Genomic DNA, 16,369 nt, shown 5'->3' on the forward strand with positions numbered 1-16,369 from the left:
TAGCAGGAACGGTGCCCGACCGAACGGAACCCGGTGACCGACCGAAGCTGTTGTTGAGGATTTGTTTGGCAGAACCTCGCTCTGCGCTGTCGAACTCAATCCTCACCGGCGTCATGAGAGTCCAAGCTATCGTTCTTCGCGATCAACTTTCTCGCGATGGCCTGCGCGCGCGCCATATCATCGTCAGGCGCTGGTGTCGCGTTTGCACCTGCCTGCGCGCTGGCGCCGCTGCTTAGCGCTCCATTGCGTTGATGCGTATCGACCGACACGGTCATCGAGAGGCCGACTCGCAACGGATGCGCGGCGAGCTCCTCGGGGTTCAGCGAAATGATGACAGGCACGCGCTGAACGACCTTGATCCAGTTGCCGGCCGCGTTCTGCGGCGGCAACATGGAAAAGGCGCTGCCCGTTCCCGGTGACAGTCCGCCAACCCGGCCGTGAAATACCACGTTCGACCCGTAGAGGTCGGCGACCGCGGAAACCGGCTGGCCGATACGCAGGTTGCGCACTTGCCCTTCCTTGAAGTTGGCCTCGATCCACAACTGCTTGACGGGCACGACCGTCATCAGCTGCGTGCCGGCCGCAACCGGCTGGCCGATCTGCACCGAACGCAGGGCAACGGCGCCTTCTACCGGCGCAACGAGTGTCGTTCGCGCGTGTCGGACATACGCAAGCTCCACTTGCTGCACGGCTTGCATCACGGCCGGATCGTCCTCGATTCGGCCCGAGCCGCTCGCGGCGAGTCCGCTGGCAAGCTGACTGCGGGCCGATGCAAGATTGGCCCGCGCAACTTTCACCGCTTCCTGGGCCCGGGCATACTCTTCCGCGGAGACCACTTCCACCGTTGCGCCCGAGCGCGCTTTCAAGCTCTGTTCGGCCAGCGCGAGCTCGGCGGCGCGCGAGTCGACGGCAGCCCGGTACATGGCGTTGGAAAATCTGGCGCTGCGCGCCTGCCTCACCGCGCGGATCAACTGTCCCTCGGCCTCTTGCAGCGCAATGCGCGCCTCGGTGTCGTCGAGCCGGACAAGCGGTTGACCGGCCTTGACGTACTGCGTATTGCCGACTAGCACTTCGCGCGCCGTGCCTGCAATGCGCGCGGCGATCGGCACCACGTTGCCACTGACATACGCATTGTCCGTTTCCTCGACGTACCGCCCGAAGACGAACCAGTGCACGCCTGCCGCAACCGCCGCCATCGCCACGGCGCCGAACAGCAGCGCGAGCCGCCGGTTCCGGCGGCTGACCTTCGTTGTGTCGCGCTCCGTCATCGGCACGCGTTCGCCAAGCAGATTTTGTGTACTCATGAGGCCTGGCCGGAGCAGGGAAGGGAAGAAAAGCGGCTATCGCGACGGATATCGCTGATGTTTTCGTGCGACTCTCGATTCGCGTGGCTGGCCGGCGAAGCGGCCGAGGGGATGTTTGCGGTCGCCTCGAACCCGCCGCCGAGCGCCCTGATCAACGCGATATGAGCGTCGCGGCGTTGCCCGTTGAGTTCGAGAAGACGCAACTGATCATCGAGCCGCATGTCACGCAGCGCCAGCACGTCCGCCTGCGGGACGAGGCCACGGCGTTGCCGTTCGGTGGCGACGGTGAGCATCCTGTCGCGCGCCGCGACTATCTGTGTCTGTGCGTCGATGAGTGCGGTGACGTTGCGCATCGTCGCGATGGAACGGGCGACCTCGGCTAGCGCGCCGTCAAGCGTCTTGTTGTACAGCGCGATCATTTCGTCGGCTTGCGCGTAGTCGCCATGCAGTTGTGAGCGCAGACGCGCGCGGTCGAATACCGGCAACGAAACGGCAGGGCCCAATGCGAAGAAGAGCGACGCGCTCGAAAACAGCGAGCCGAGGCTGAGCGACGCCAGGCCGCCCGCCGCGGACAGATTGATGTTCGGATAGAACGCCGCGCGCGTTGCCGCGATCTTTGCGGTCGCGGCCTGCACGCGCAACTTTGCGGCGACGACGTCCGGGCGCCGGCCGAGCAGGTCGAATGGCAGGTTCGCGGGCACCGAGATAGCCGCGGCGTCGGCGTTGGCAAGCGTCGGGCGCCGCAATGCGAGACCGCGTTCCGGCCCCTCTCCGGTCAGGACACCGATCTGCAATTGCGTTTGGGTGATCGCATCGTCGGTCGTTTGCAATTGCATGCGAAGCGTGGCCTGCTCGATACGTGCCCGCTGTGCGGCGTAGGTGCTGTCGATTCCCCTTGCCTCGCGCGTGCGCCGGATCTCATCGAGTTGGTCCGCTTGGTGCCGCTTCGCCGCAATCAGATCCCGCTTCGCGTATTCGTCGGCAAGCCGGCCGTATAACGTGACCAGCGACGTGGTGATGATCAGGCGGGCCTGCTGTTCTTCGACCCGCGCAGCGTCGCGTGCGGACACGAGCTGCTGGGTCACGGCGCGGTTCCTGCCCCACAGGTCCAGGTCGTAGTTCGCACCGGCGATAACGCTCGCGGGCGAGACCCACGGATCGCTGAAGAGATTGATGGGAACCGTGGTGCCCGCCACATTCACGTCCGCCGCGCCCTCGACGGCGGGCATGCGCGCTTTGTAGGCCGCCGCCGCGATGCCCCCGGTGAGTCCCGTGCCCGAAGCGAACTGGTCGAGTTGCGATTGCGCCTCGGCCAGACGCGCGCCGACGGCCTGGATATCCGGATTGCCGGCGCACGCCTCGGCGATCAATGCATCGAGCTGCGTGTCGTGAAACGACTCGAACCATTGCCCTTGCGGCCATGCGCCGTTCGCGGCCTTCGCATCTTGAGCGGTCCGCGCGAGCGCCTCGGGGCCCGGCGAACGCATCGCAAGCGGATGGTAAGGGCTGTTGTCCGCGCAACCCGCGACTGCGCACAGCGCGCATAGGGAAACGGTGGACACGAACGCCGTCCATAGGCGCTTTCGTGCAAAGCCGATGCGGCAAGAATCGGTCGTCATCGGTCAGCCGTGCCCGAGGCGCGCCGCAAGCCGCGGGCGCGCCGTTTCGAGCGGACCGAGCCGACCGAGAAGGCCGTCGAGGATCCCGCAACCGATACTGGATAGTTTCGCCAGCTTGCCGGACTCGAAGAGCAGCACCTGAAAGACTTGCAGCAGTGTGATGAAATTGGGCACGAGCGCGACCGGCAGGGACGGGACATATTGAACGCAAAGGTGCATGCCATTACGCGCCATGTAATAGCGTCGAAAAGCCGGGTGATTCATCGACGTGATGCGCACCGGGCCGAGACGATGTTGCCTTTTGTGGCCGATGCGATGCAACAGCGTGAGCCGCGGCTCGACATAGAACTGGACGCCGCACAGCAGTGCGCGCAACGAATATTCGGTGTCGACATGATCGATGAACAGCGCTTCCGCGAACGCACCGAGGCGCTCGTACGCGAGGCGCGAGATGACGCAACCGGAGGACAGCAGAAAGGAGCACGGCTGCAAGGATGCGTCCGGTTCGAACACCAGCGTGCGAATCGAAAAGCCGTTGCTCACCATCTGCGGCAGGAAGTGCCTGACGTTCTCGTCGTAAATGCGCGGTCCGATCGCGAAAGCTCGTGGCCCGAGCGCCTTGCATGACTCGAGCATCAACCGGAAGTAATCGGTGCTCACCTGCGAATCCTGATCCAATAGCGCGACGGCGCCGAGGCCGCGTTCGAACATCCGCGCAAGGCCCCGGTTATAAGCACCGGCAATGCCGCCGCGATTCGCGTTGCACAGATACTCCGCGCCGTGCGCGTTCAGCGCATCAGCCAGCGTGCGGGAGGCCGCCGGCGAGTTATCGACGACCAGCAGCGGCGCGCCCTGCACGCACAGTTCGAGCAGATGAGTCAGGTGCTCGGAAGTTGGGCGGTACAACACCACCAGCGCACCGAGCAGCGGCACGGTGTAAGCGGCGCTGGCCGCAGCGCCGGGAGAGGAGATCGTCTGGCTCATGATCGTCACCCTGTCAGGAGTATTAATGTGGATTAATGTCCGGCGCGCTGGGCCGATACGCCGCGCCAGGGTTTGGTGGCCCACATCAGCGCCGCGAGCGCGAGGCACACGAGGCTCGCCACGTAAAACAGGTCGTTGGTCGCCATCATGTACGCCTGTTGCTGAACGACATCGCGGATGGCCGCTAATGGGTTGGCGCCGAATCCGAGCGTTTGCAGCGACCGCGTGAAAAGGCCGGTGCCGTCGGATGCCTGCGTGACAGACTGCGCAAGTGTGCCGTAGTGATGTGCCGCACGGTTGTCCCACCAGGTCACGCTGAGCGCGGTGCCGAGCGCGGCGGACAGCGTGCGCAGGAAGTTCGACAGACCCGATGCGGCAGCGAGCTTCTCGTTGGGAACGCGCGACAGAATCGCTGCGCTCAGCGGAATGAAAAAGCACGGCAGGCCGATACCTTGAATAAACGTTGGCGTGACGATTTGCCAGAAAGACATCGTCAGCGTGAAGTGCGCGTCCCATGCCAGCACCGCGAAAAACACGAGAAAGCCGAACGACGTCACGACGCGAGCATCGAACCGGTCCAGAAAAATCCCTATCAGCATGGAAAAGACGAGGGCGAGGATGCCGAGTGGCGCAACGCTCAGTCCGGCCTGAAACGCGGAGTAGCCCATCACGGTTTGTAGCCACAGCGGAAAGATGACGCCGATTACCGAGAAGCTCACCATCCCGAGACAAATGATCGCGACGCCAAAAGAGAAAGTGCGGTCGCGAAACAGGTCGAGGTCGATGACAGGGAAAGGTTCAGCCGACTCCCAGATCAACAGGCAAGTCAGCGCGAGCGCGGCCATCAACGACAGCGCAACGATCAGCGGCGAATCGAACCAGCCGTGGTCGCGCCCGAGGTCGAGCACGGCCTGTAGTGCGCCCACCCCGACGACGAGCAGCACGATGCCCATCATGTCGATCGGCGGCTGCCGGATATCCGGACGCTCGCGCGGCAACAACGCGGTGCAGGCCGCGAAGGCGAACAGACCGATCGGCAGATTGATGAAGAAGATCCACGGCCAGGAGAATTGATCGATGATCCAGCCACCGAGCACCGGACCGAAGATCGGCGCGAGCAGAACGGTCATTGCCCAGAGTGCAAGCGCGAGCACACGCTTTTGCGGCGGAAATGAGCGCAACAGGATGGCCTGCGAAAGCGGCACCATCGGACCTGAAAAGAGTCCCTGTATGGCGCGGCATAGAACGAGCAGTTCCAGGTTGCCGGCGATGCCGCACAGCAGCGACGTCAGCGTGAACAGCAGCACCGACCAGACGAAAAGGCGCGCTTCGCCGATCCTCTGCGACAGCCACCCCGTCAGCGGAATCGCGATAGCCGCCGCGACCGAATAGGAGCTGATGACCCACGTCGCCTGGGAATTCGACACGGCAAGGCTGCCGGCGATGGACGGCACGGCGACGTTCGTGACCGTCGAGTCGAGCACCTCGATGAAGGTGGCGAGCGAGAGCGCGACGGTCAGCAACGCGAGCCACGCACCGCGCAGTGGCGGCGCGTCGCGGCCGCCGACGTCCTGTATGACCATGCCGCTCGAAGTACTCATGTGGACAGTATTTCCCGAAGTCGTTCAGGCGACCGAACGGATGCTGAGGTCGCCGCGCTGATCTGCACAGCGTTCGATATATCGCGCGGCCGCCTCGCAGGCGTCGGGAGCTGCGTCGATGAGCCGTTTGACGAGCGTGCAACGGGCGGTCACGAGCTTGTCCGTGGTGACGCGCATGAGTGCCGCGGCCTGCGCCTTGCCGCTTGCAGGACTATCGATGCGAAGGCCGCAGCCGCTTTTCGCCACGCGCTGCGCATTGTCGAACTGGTCGTGCGCGAATGGGGTGACGACCTGTGGAACGCCAGCCGCGTATGCGAGCGCCGCCGTGCCGATTCCGCCGTGATGGACCATGGCCGCGCAGTGCGGCAGCAGCATTCGCAGGGGTACGAAGTCGCGCACCAGCACGTCGCGGCGCGCGAGCGCCCGGGCTGCGGAGGTGCCGGCGAGCACGATCGCGCGGGCACCCGTGCGGCGCACGGCTTCGTCGACGGCGCTCAAATAGATCCGCTCGTCGATCAGCGAGGAGCCTGGCGTGAACACGACCGGACGTTCGCCCGACGCGACGAAGGCGCGCAGTTCGTCGTCGAAGGCGTTGGGCGCTACATCGTTGAAGAGGGGAAAGCCCGCCATGAAATGATTGCGCGGCCAGTCCGGTTGAGCAGGGGCAAACCAGTCCGGGAACAGACACAGCACGCCGTCGGGCGAGTGCAGCCACTGGCCGAGTATGCGGTTCGCGGGCGCAAGCCCAAGCTTTTCCCGGACGTCGTTCAGAGCAGGTCCGCACGCCTTGTCGAGCACGCCTTTTTCGATCATTTCCATGCACTTTGCCCTGACGGATAGCGGCAGCCACATCGGCACGGTCAGACGCTTGTGCGTGGGAGGAGCGCTTGCGGAAAGCAGCGTCGAAGGCGACACCTGGACCGATACGTAGGGCGTGCCATGAACCTCTTGCATCAGACGCGCGGCGAACGCCCACAGCGAGCCGACCAGTATGGTGTCCGAGGTCGCGATCGCGGCGAGCGCATCGAAGTGAGGACGGATAGTCGGTGCGATGACGGTCCATAGCGTGCGAAACGAGGTCCGCCGGTTCCACAGCGCCGGGCTTGCAATCGCCCGCGCATACTCGTCCCACGTACCGATCGGAACGAACGCGAAGCCGTGTTGTGCCGCGAGCGCGGCGAATTGCGGATGCGTGCAGAACACGATCCGATGTCCGCGTTCTGCCAGGGTTCGCGCAATGCCGATGAACGGATGAACGTCGCCTGCCGAGCCGATTGCGGTAATGACGATTTGTGCCATGGTTTGCTCGCGACTCCTCAATAGAGCCACGGCACGAGCGCCCGTACCTCCTCGCGATAGGCACGGTAGGGCGTACCGAAATGCTCGGAGAGCCACCGCTCCTCGACGCGCACCTTATACGCGAGCGAAGCGAAGATCAGTATGAAGCCGGTCACGCCGCGCCATTGTCCGTTGACGAGCGCGGCGCCGGCAATCGCCAGCAGGCAACCCGAGTAGATCGGATGACGCACGAGCGCGTAAGGGCCGCTGCGGACGAGTTCGTGGTCGGCTTTCAACGTGACCGACACGCTCCAGTTAGGCCCGAGATGGCGACGGCCCCACACTGAGAAAGCGAGACCCGCCACGACGATCGCGAGGCCGAGCCATTGCTGAAAATCGAAATGAGCGCCCGCCGGGCTCGAGACGGCGACGCCGTCCGGCAACATAACCAGCGCGCAGCCGATGATGAGCGGGATCGACTGAAGCGTGCGTGAAAGTCGATCCTCGCGCTTTAGGGTCTGCTTCACGCCGGACGACGCTTTCAACCAGTAAGCGACCCAGACGGCCCAGGGGCCGAGAACGGCAAGCGTGTGATAGATCGTCATTTTCCGCTCCCGAATTCGACGTTCAGCCCCGAGTGGGCAAACGTTTGCGTTTCTGCCGCGGAAGACAGCGCGTCGAGCCGTGAACGATCGAACTCCTGGTTGACGCCGAAGAAGCCGAGAATCTCTTGGCGCATCGTGGCGGCCTGCGCCCGTCCTTCGAGTTCAAGGAAATGCCCGGTGTTCGGTGCGGTCGCGAACTGCGCGTGACGGATGTAGTGCGCCATGGCGCGAATGTCGTGCGCAGTGGTGTATTCGTCGAGCTCGCCGTTGATGAACTTCACCCGGCAGCGAATGTTCGCCAATTGATCCAGATAGGTTTCGGGCCTTAACGTCAGTATCTGCTCGACGTGAAAGGCGACCTGGCTTTGCTCTTCCTTCGGCAGGCTCGTCAGATAGCGGTAGTTCAGGAGTTTCAGTATGCGCGGCAGATGTTTGCCTACGGTGTCGTTCAGCAGTTGCGCGGCTTGCAGATTCTCCCCCGTATCGAGCAGATGCCTCGCTTGCGTCACATAGGCGACCATCGCCTCGTTGAGAAACGGTGAGAAGGAGCCGATTACCGCCCGCTCGATAGAAGCAGGCTGGCGCGCCAGCGCGAGCAATGACGCGAGTCCTCCCCATGACACCGAATACAGGAAGCGAGGCTCGAAGTGTTGAATCAGGCGCAGCAGGATTTCGACTTCGTCCTCTTTCGTCAGGAGGGAACCCGCCCGATTGTGCTGCTTTGATTGCCCCGCATAAGGCAGGTCGAAGCAAATTACGTTATATCGCTCGCCGAGATACTTGATTGTCTGTCCGAACGATGCTGTTGTCGCTAAAGCGCCATTCACCAGTATTACGGTTTTGCGACCGACTTCAAAAATATGCGATTCGACTTGTACTTTAAGTGAGTTAGGTAAACGAAAGATAATTTTTTCGACGGACATAGGGCCTCCCGCATTTGAAAATGCATGACGAATTGACGTTTATATGTCGGCGACAATGCGGCAGACGCGACCGGACACAGACAGATAAGCTGCTGAAATCAATCGCATTTAGTGGTGGTTCGGCGCAATGTCCGGCGAATGGATATTGTCTTAACAAATATGAAAAATCAAGCGCGTTTCTTAATTTTTTTACAAGAAAATTGCGTAAAAAATACTGATTCATGCTTAATGAATTATTATTTTTCCGGAGATCGCCGATAAGCATCATTAGCATGTAAATTCACGGAATCAGAAAAGCAAAGTCGGTCGGATGCACACGCATCGACGCCATTCACGAGGCGCGAATGTGTGGAAACTAAGCCCGAGGCTTCTCGTTAGCCAAATGCCGGGATGAAGCAAAACGCCGAAGATCGCCTGCGCCCAGTTCGATTCAACGAATGACGGTTGCACCTCGACAGCGGCCGCGAAGCCGGTACTGGACCGAAGCGCGGCGCCGGGTCGGTAGGGTGAGTTCGCCGATGCAGGAAGCTACTGTCCGGCCGCTCGATGCTCGTCGGCATTGGCCGACGATCCGTCGGCCGTCGCCGTTATGCGAGCGACGGTTGTATCTGAAGTGTCAGCGTGCGTCAGAGAAGCGTAGGCTGGCGATTCCCCGTCGTGGCGCCCCTTCGTCCGTCGCATTGCATTTAAAAGCAAAGCCAACATAAAATACTCACCGCCTCTGCGCTGACATTGTCTGACCGGTCGAGTACCGGCCAATGCAGTTGAGTGCACCGATAATAGCCGGGGCAGAGTTTCGCGGGCCCGGGCGACGCGCAGGGCAGCGGGGATCCGGGGACCAATGGCCGGCCCGGCACGTGTCGTTGACGCTGACGCTGACGTTTGCGGCTGGAAATTCTTCGATATAATACGAAAATGAATACGATTGCGATCCTAGGCCGAGGGACTTCCGGCGAACTCCAGGAACTGGACGGCAGTGACTTCCCGGCTCAGGTGGCGGCAGAGACACGCAAACTGATCAACCGCGGAGTGCTTGCACCTGGCGTCCAACTGCGACAGTCCGATCTTGCCGAGCGCTTCGGGATTAGCCGAGTGCCCGTGCGTGAGGCGCTGAAGCTGCTGGCCGCTGAAGGCATCATCGAACACGATCCGAATCGCGGGTTCTTTGTCGCCCAACTGTCGAGCGACGAGGCACGGCAACTCTATCGGATGCGGCAAGTGCTCGAAGCTGAATTGCTGATGACGATCGAGTGGCCGACGCCCGCGCAGATGAAGCAACTCAAGGCAATGCTCACGGATCTTGAGCATTTGCTCAAGGCGGGTAATCGCGAGGGCTGGATCGAGCAACACCGCGCATTCCACGACATGATTTTCGATCTGTCGCCGAACAAGGTGCTTAAGCGTGAAGTGCTGCGATTGATGCGATTGACCGATCGCTATCGTGCATTGGCCGCAGATATCTCAGCGAACCCTGAACACCGCAATGCGAATATCGAGGCGCGGCTGGTAAAGGCATTGCAGAGTAGGGATAAAGACTTGCTGCTCGCGACTTACGAAAAGGGGCGCTCAATAGTTTTGAGCGGCTTGATGGCGGTGCTGGCGGCCCGAGAGACCTGATCAACAGAAGGGGCACCCACGGTGCCCCTTTTCACATCAACGGCCGATTAGAACGTCGTGAGCATGTCGGCGGGTTGCGTGCTTGGGCGTAGTGGCCTGCGACCGCTAATTGATCGAACTTGATTAGTTGGACCCGCAGTTCGAGATCCAAAGCATGTCGTGGAAATCGAGGTGACGGTCCCCTCCACGCGGCCAAAAATCACAGCATGCGTGCCAATTTCGACGATACGTTCGACGCTACAATCGAACAGACGGTAGCTTCGATCCAGCAATTGACGGCGACCGTGCAGAACAACGCGGCGAATGCCAGACAGGGCCTCGAACTCGCACAGGCTACATCGGACTTGGCAAACAGCGGTGGAGAGGTCATGAAAGAGGTCGTGACCAAGTCATATCTGACCATCAGGCAATCCGACGGCACGCTGGCCCTTCGGCCACCGTGGATGGCAGACGAGGACGCTGCACGCATGCGCGTCGTTCTCAAGCCATAAGGTTCACCTCGCTTCGCAATTACGTGCGCTGCTCGCGCGGCGCTCGCGTCGGCGCAGGCACGCATTGCGCTGGATGCTGGCGACTCTCGAAGTGGGACACGCTGTAATCGATCTGCGCGATGAAGCGGCACATGCTGAGTATGTCCAGGCACTGCACCCACGTTGGAGTGCGGCCGTCGACCGTATGCTCGATCATCTCGCGCAATTGTTTGAGCGGCCCGACGCGCGAGCGCTCGAGCGCGCCGTGGTATCCGTCCGCTCGGCGATATGGATCGCACAGGACGTACTGGACGCAGTGCGAACCAGTCCGGACAGGCGTCACGATATGCAGCGCATTTTGAGTTGCCTTCATTTCGTTCGCACTGCATTGCTGGACAAAGATGCGCCGTTCAAACAGCGCTAACCCACGAACGTAGAGTCAGCCACGCGCGCGATCTTTCCGTGTTGATCTTTCGTCGTTCTATGCTTGCTTTGATTGTAACGTTGGTTGGCGCGCTGCAGCAGCAGTCGCAAGCCTGGGCTGCGGGAACATTGCGCATCGCGATGATGGCTGCCGATATCCTGACGACGACCGGTATGCGCAATAACGGCTGGGGGAGGGCATGCGCTTCCTCGGCTATTTGGTCTTTGAAGGGCCGATCCTGTGGGACCTGTCGCATTCGGACAGGCTGGCCAGCTTGCGTCCCGGTCTGGCCACAAGCTGGGAGGGCGTTGTCACGTTCGCGGACTGGTCAGCTAAACTGAGATGACGTGATGAAAAAGACGAAATCGCTCTACCACGGCCATCGATTCCCGGCGTCGGTCATCAGTCAGGCAGTTCGGTGGTATTTCCGTTTTCAACTTAGCCTGCGCGACATCGAGGAGTTACTGTTCGAGCGCGGCGTGGTTGTCAGCCATGAATCGATCCGGCGGTGGACGGACAAGTTTGGTGCCGGTTTTGCGCGTCAGGTCAGGACTGCCCGGCGCAAGCCGGGCAGCACATGGCGCCTCGACGAGATGTTCGTGACACTACGCGGCGAGCCCTGGCTGCTGTGGCGCGCAGTCGATGAGCACGGCATGGAACTCGACATCCTGCTTCGGAAGCGCCGCGACAAGGCCGCTGCCAAACGCTGCTTCAAACGGGTGTTGGCGGCCTGTTCTGTCGCGCCGAAGAAAATCGTCACTGACCAATTGCGAAGCTATCCGGCCGCGAAAGCAGAGATCCCTGGGCTAGCGAATGTGAAGCAGGTGTTCGTCCTCTCCGAAGCGGACCGGCGGAATTCCCGATGAAAACCGGATGCTTTGACGGCGTCCCGGACGGTTTCCTGTTGTTCTTGCGCCAGCCGTGCGTGTGCACCGTCGACGAGTTGGTCATTCGGACCGGACTTTTTGTTAGCGGACGCCGCTTTCCACTTTGTCGGCGTCGTCGCTGTTTTCACCGCTTTCCTCATCGATCCATCGCCGCGCCCATTCGAGCGCATATTGCTGCGCTGTCTCGCAGTGTTGGAAGCTCGGACCGATTAACCCCGATTGGGCGACTCGCCGTTCGTCCCGTACGATCTCGGCCCGTCCGCGGAATTGGGCGTTTGCCAGCCGATCGGCGGCAACGTAGATGACATAGCCGCGCGGGTCGGATCCGGTTTGGCCTTTCGACGCGAGGCCCATCAACGGCCAGGCAGTCCGATGAATTTGATGGGGCGTCACGGGGGTGCGGAATTCGACACACTCACGTGTGGCATGCGCAGAATTTGGGGGTTGCAGCGCGATTTTCCTGGACTGCCATGTGTCACGCGGTGTCTGCCAGGATGCCTGGTCTCTCCAGAGCACCTGGCGCAAATCTTCATACCGTGTCTGACGGTCACTGGTGCGCGAGGGGATATGGCGGTGTTCTAGCAACAGTTGCGGCCCGCAACGAAACTTGCGTCCGGTGTTCGAAAGAAGCCGGCACATCTCCGCAAGGGCGCCGCTCGAACGCCACGTCTCGAAGCGGTGCCGGCACGTCGGCGCCGACGGATAGTGGCTCGGGAGCATAGACCAGGATTCACCGGTCGTCAGTACCCACAGCACGGCATTGGCCACGACGCGAACCTGTGTGCGCGGCCGGCCACGCTGACGTTGAGGAATGGGGGTGTCCGCCACGACGGGCTCGATCAGCAGCCACTCTTCGTCACTGATTTCGTTGAAATGCACGCTGTCCTCCACATACCCATTGCATTGCGCGGGCCAGGGTATCTTCGCTTGCGCTACCGGCCGCTCATCACCCACGTTGACGGGGACGACGGAGCAAGCAGTTCCTCGACACAATCCGATAGCTCGCAGACTTCCTGAAACGAGGCATCGTTGGAATCGTGCAGATGTTGCCGTCTGAGGTCGCGTAATGCGGTTCCAAGACGCCGGAGAGTCTCGGGATCGCTGTTCATCAGCGGCCAGGCTCTTAATAGATACGTCAGCGGCATGACGCTTCTCGTTTCGCACCACAAATTGAAGAGGTGTAAGCACATTGCGTTGATGTGCTCGATCGAATCTTCTCTCTGAGACAGATGGGGAACCATGGCAACACTCGGATAAAGGACGATCGACGTGCATTCATCGTATGCGACTAGTTTTCGTGTTGCTGTCAGGAGATCAAGAAAATAAGGGGGATCCATGCTGAATTTCCGGTAAGGGAATCCTTATGGGGTAGTCGCACTCCTCGTAGTATTGTCGACTTGTTGAAGGGCGCGCAGGCGAAAGCACTTGACATATGGATCACTAATTTATGCGGCAGTGCGATCCAGCCATGTAGCTGCGGTAGCCGACTACGACGCCGATCATTTCAAGGGTTATGAAGCGCACCGGGAATCCCGGAGACTGTCCGCATACCGCACCGTCATGGACTCGCTGACAGTAGCAGCGCCGCATCATCGCGAGTCAGGGTGAAGAGATCGTTCATGATGCGGATCGTGAAGTCGTTCTGGAAGAGTCGAAGCAGCGCGTCGTCCGGCAGCGTCGGCACGGCGCGCGTGAGCGCCGGACGAATCAGGTGATCTAGCACGCGGCGGGTGAGCACGGCGATCTCATCGACGAAATCGTGCCTTATACAAAATGATCGTGGTTCGTCATTGACCAGCGATCGCGGCTTGCCGCAGACATCGCGAGCCCTGTCGCATTAATGACAGTAGATGTCGACTTTGTGCCGGTTCCGTCTATTTTGGACCGTTACATTCATTTGTCACTGGCATCGGGTGCACGGGAGGCCGCAGTGGACACACTGGTTTTCATCTGGAGTAACGCGGCATCGATCGCTTCGATGCTGGTCGATCACGTGCTGATCGTGCTGACCGGCGTCGGCTGCGCAATCGTGACCGGCGTCGCGCTCGGCATCGTCATCACGCTCAACGACCGGCTCGCGAAAGTCGTGCTTTACACCGCCGCGATGCTGATGACGATTCCGTCCATCGCGCTCTTCGGCATGCTGATTCCGGTGCTCTCGCTGATCGGCCAGGGCATCGGCTTCCTGCCTGCCGCCATCGCGCTGTTTGTCTATTCGCAGTTGCCGATCGTGCGCAACACCTATGTGGCGATCCGCAATCTCGACCCTGCGCTGCGCGAAGCCGCCAACGGCATGGGCATGACTGCGTGGCAGCGGCTCTATCGCGTGGAGATGCCGATCGCCGTGCCGATCATCATGGCGGGCGTGCGCATGGCGGTCGTGATGAACATCGGCATCGCAGCGATCGCGACGTATATCGGCGCGGGAGGGCTCGGGCGGCTGATAAGCCGCGGCATCTCTCAATCCGATCCGCGCCAGCTCATCGCGGGCGCGGTGATCGTCGCGCTTCTCGCGATCCTCGCGGACCTGGGCCTCTCCGCTCTGCAATGGCGCCTCACGCCGGAAGGGATGCGGCCGCGCCGGACGCGCTTCCTCCGGCGGCGCACGGCCATTCAAGCGCCGCTCCCGGCACCCATCACATCCACGGCAACATCCACGGCGGAGGGACGATGATCGATCTTCGACATCTGACGAAGCGCTTCGAAAAGCGCGGTGAGCAGCCGGTCGTCGACGACGTGTCGATGACGGTCGGCGAAGGCGAACTGTGCGTGCTGCTCGGGCCGTCCGGCTGCGGCAAGACGACGACGCTCAAGATGATCAACCGGCTGGTGCAGCCGACCTCGGGCCGGATCCTGATCGGTGGCGCGGATACGGCGGGCTTCGACATCGTCGAGCTGCGGCGGCGCATCGGCTATGCCATTCAGCAGGTCGGTCTGTTCCCGAACATGACGGTGGCCGAAAACATCGCCGTCGTGCCGAAGATGCTCGGCTGGGACAAGGCGCGCATCCGCGAGCGCACCGAAAACCTGCTGGAGATGGTGACGCTCGATCCGGCCACCTACATGCGCTGCTATCCGCGCGACCTCTCGGGCGGGCAGCAGCAGCGCGTGGGCGTGGCGCGCGCGCTCGCCGCCGATCCGCCGGTGATGCTGATGGACGAGCCGTTCGGCGCGATCGATCCGATCAACCGCACCTCGATTCAGGACGAGTTCCGCCACATCCAGAAAAGCCTGAGGAAGACCGTGATGTTCGTGAGCCACGACATCGATGAAGCAATGAAGATGGGCGACAAGGTCGCCATCTTCCGCAACGGCAAGCTCGAACAGCTGGCGAGTCCGGACGAATTGCTCGCGCGTCCGGCGAGCGCGTTCGTCGCCGATTTCATCGGCACGGACCGGGCGCTCAAGCGTCTGCGTTTGATGCGCGCGACCGATGCGGCGCTGGAATCGGCGCGCGTCGCGCGGCTCGGCTATCCGAGCGCCGACGCGCGGGCGCTGCTGCGCGATCACGTGGCCGAGGCGCTCGTCGTGCTCGATGCCCACGGAAGGCCGGCGGGCCACGTCGGCGCGGCTGAACTCGACGCCGGCGGAGCGACGCTCGAAGCGGCGAGTCTGCGCGCGCTGCCGGGCAGCGTGCGTGCGGGCGACGACCTGCGCACGGTCATGTCGATGCTGCTCGCGCACGGCGCGTCGTGGCTTCCGGGCGTCGATGCGGATGGACGCTTCATCGGCTACGTGACGCACGACCGCATCGCGCAGCTGGCGCGCGCGGCGTGCGCATCCGGCGAGGCGTTGCCGGAGGGCGGCGTTGCGTCGCTCGCCGGCAACGCGGTGAATGCGGGCGACGGATCGCGGGAAAATGGAAAGCATCCCGAACTCGTGTTCCGAGGCGCGCGATGAACGCGCTGCCGCACGGTCGAAGCGTCATCGCTCGGAGAGCGCTCAGCGTATTGATCGCGATTGTCAGCACATCTGCGCACGCCGACGACTGGCTCGCGTCGATCGGCCAGTACCGCGCCGACATCGTCCATCAGGCCGGCCAACAAATGCTGATGGTGCTGATCGCGGGCGTCGCGGCAATCGTCGTCGCGGTGCCAGCGGGCATCTGGCTGAGTCGCCCGGACAACGGCCGCGCCGCGCAGTTCGTGATGTTCACCCTCAACGCGGGCCAGGCCGTGCCCAAGCTCGCGATCCTCGCATTGGCGATGAGCGCGCTCGGCATCGGCGCAAGGCCCGCGATTCTGGCGCTATGGCTCGCCACGCTGCTGCCCATCGCGATGAACACGTACGAGGGCATCCGCGCCGTGCCGCCCGCGTTGATCGAAGCGGCGAACGGCATGGGCATGACGCCGTGGCAGATTCTCTTCAAGGTGGAACTGCCCAATGCGATGTTCGTCATTCTTGCGGGCGTGCGCACCGCGCTCGCGATCACCGTCGGCACCGCGCCGCTCGCGTTTCTCGTCGGCGGCGGCGGCCTCGGCGAACTCATCTTCACCGGCATCGACCTCAACGATTTTACGATGTTGCTTGCCGGCGCCATCCCGACCGCCCTGCTCGCGGTTGCAACAGACCTGCTCGTCGCACAGATGCAGTACTGGCTCGTGCCGCGCGGAATCAGTCCTCAACGTTGATATCTCACCTGGAAAATAAACCTCAT

15 protein-coding genes and 1 pseudogene are annotated in these 16,369 nt (G+C 62.1%); 7 read left to right on the top strand and 9 right to left on the bottom strand.

Annotation, left to right across the window (positions count from 1 at the left end; genetic code table 11):
• Positions 1-95: 95 nt before the first annotated feature.
• The 7 genes from BJG93_RS20205 to BJG93_RS20235 are packed head-to-tail and all read right to left on the bottom strand — an operon-like array spanning position 96 to position 8,314.
• On the bottom strand, positions 96-1,304 hold the full coding sequence (locus BJG93_RS20205) for an HlyD family secretion protein (RefSeq protein ID WP_051374292.1): 1,209 nt from the start codon (positions 1,302-1,304) through the stop codon (positions 96-98).
• Positions 1,301-2,866 (bottom strand): efflux transporter outer membrane subunit, encoded by a 1,566-nt coding sequence (locus BJG93_RS20210; protein WP_162162781.1) that lies wholly within the window; start codon positions 2,864-2,866, stop codon positions 1,301-1,303. Before BJG93_RS20210 ends, BJG93_RS20205 begins: the two co-directional genes overlap by 4 nt.
• Positions 2,867-2,926: 60 nt before the next feature.
• A complete protein-coding gene (locus tag BJG93_RS20215) occupies positions 2,927-3,907 on the bottom strand; it encodes a glycosyltransferase family 2 protein (RefSeq protein ID WP_051374294.1) in 981 nt (326 codons plus the stop codon).
• 32 nt (positions 3,908-3,939) lie between these two features.
• Positions 3,940-5,508, bottom strand: coding sequence for a DHA2 family efflux MFS transporter permease subunit (locus BJG93_RS20220; RefSeq protein ID WP_051374295.1), 1,569 nt, complete (start codon positions 5,506-5,508; stop codon positions 3,940-3,942).
• Between the two features lie 24 nt (positions 5,509-5,532).
• Positions 5,533-6,807, bottom strand: coding sequence for a glycosyltransferase (locus BJG93_RS20225; protein ID WP_027196065.1), 1,275 nt, complete (start codon positions 6,805-6,807; stop codon positions 5,533-5,535).
• 17 nt (positions 6,808-6,824) lie between these two features.
• Entirely contained in the window at positions 6,825-7,391 is a 567-nt protein-coding gene (locus BJG93_RS20230) for a methyltransferase family protein (protein ID WP_027196066.1), read from the bottom strand.
• Positions 7,388-8,314: an alpha/beta fold hydrolase gene (locus tag BJG93_RS20235; RefSeq protein WP_174566121.1), complete on the bottom strand. Its 927-nt coding sequence runs from the start codon at positions 8,312-8,314 to the stop codon at positions 7,388-7,390. The genes BJG93_RS20230 and BJG93_RS20235 overlap by 4 nt, the downstream gene beginning before the upstream one ends.
• Positions 8,315-9,229: 915 nt before the next feature.
• Between BJG93_RS20235 and BJG93_RS20240 the strand changes: the two genes are divergently transcribed.
• The 4 genes and pseudogenes from BJG93_RS20240 to BJG93_RS20255 all read left to right on the top strand — a co-directional run.
• Positions 9,230-9,931, top strand: a complete 702-nt coding sequence (locus tag BJG93_RS20240; RefSeq protein WP_027196067.1) for a GntR family transcriptional regulator — start codon at positions 9,230-9,232, stop codon at positions 9,929-9,931.
• Between the two features lie 206 nt (positions 9,932-10,137).
• Positions 10,138-10,422, top strand: a complete 285-nt coding sequence (locus BJG93_RS20245; protein ID WP_027196068.1) for a hypothetical protein — start codon at positions 10,138-10,140, stop codon at positions 10,420-10,422.
• A gap of 28 nt (positions 10,423-10,450) precedes the next feature.
• Positions 10,451-10,825: an FUSC family protein gene (locus BJG93_RS20250; protein ID WP_407675330.1), complete on the top strand. Its 375-nt coding sequence runs from the start codon at positions 10,451-10,453 to the stop codon at positions 10,823-10,825.
• A gap of 350 nt (positions 10,826-11,175) precedes the next feature.
• Positions 11,176-11,688: pseudogene (locus BJG93_RS20255) on the top strand (IS6 family transposase); the annotation flags it as partial.
• A 105-nt stretch (positions 11,689-11,793) separates the two neighbouring features.
• Here the strand turns inward: BJG93_RS20255 and BJG93_RS20260 are convergent.
• Entirely contained in the window at positions 11,794-12,591 is a 798-nt protein-coding gene (locus BJG93_RS20260; RefSeq protein WP_063828914.1) for a transposase, read from the bottom strand.
• Between the two features lie 679 nt (positions 12,592-13,270).
• Entirely contained in the window at positions 13,271-13,450 is a 180-nt protein-coding gene (locus BJG93_RS20265; protein ID WP_027196070.1) for a hypothetical protein, read from the bottom strand.
• Positions 13,451-13,642: 192 nt separating this feature from the next.
• Here BJG93_RS20265 and BJG93_RS20270 point away from each other — a divergent pair, with 192 nt between their 5' ends.
• Genes BJG93_RS20270 through BJG93_RS20280 form a run of 3 tightly spaced genes read left to right on the top strand, consistent with a single transcriptional unit; the run spans position 13,643 to position 16,343 of the window.
• On the top strand, positions 13,643-14,386 hold the full coding sequence (locus BJG93_RS20270; RefSeq protein ID WP_082194550.1) for an ABC transporter permease: 744 nt from the start codon (positions 13,643-13,645) through the stop codon (positions 14,384-14,386).
• Positions 14,383-15,612, top strand: a complete 1,230-nt coding sequence (locus BJG93_RS20275) for an ATP-binding cassette domain-containing protein (RefSeq protein WP_063828906.1) — start codon at positions 14,383-14,385, stop codon at positions 15,610-15,612. The genes BJG93_RS20270 and BJG93_RS20275 overlap by 4 nt, the downstream gene beginning before the upstream one ends.
• A complete protein-coding gene (locus tag BJG93_RS20280; RefSeq protein ID WP_051374298.1) occupies positions 15,609-16,343 on the top strand; it encodes an ABC transporter permease in 735 nt (244 codons plus the stop codon). The genes BJG93_RS20275 and BJG93_RS20280 overlap by 4 nt, the downstream gene beginning before the upstream one ends.
• The last annotated feature ends 26 nt before the right edge of the window (positions 16,344-16,369 follow it).

Source organism: Paraburkholderia sprentiae WSM5005, assembly GCF_001865575.2.
In the GTDB taxonomy this organism is placed as follows: Bacteria; Pseudomonadota; Gammaproteobacteria; order Burkholderiales; family Burkholderiaceae; genus Paraburkholderia; species Paraburkholderia sprentiae.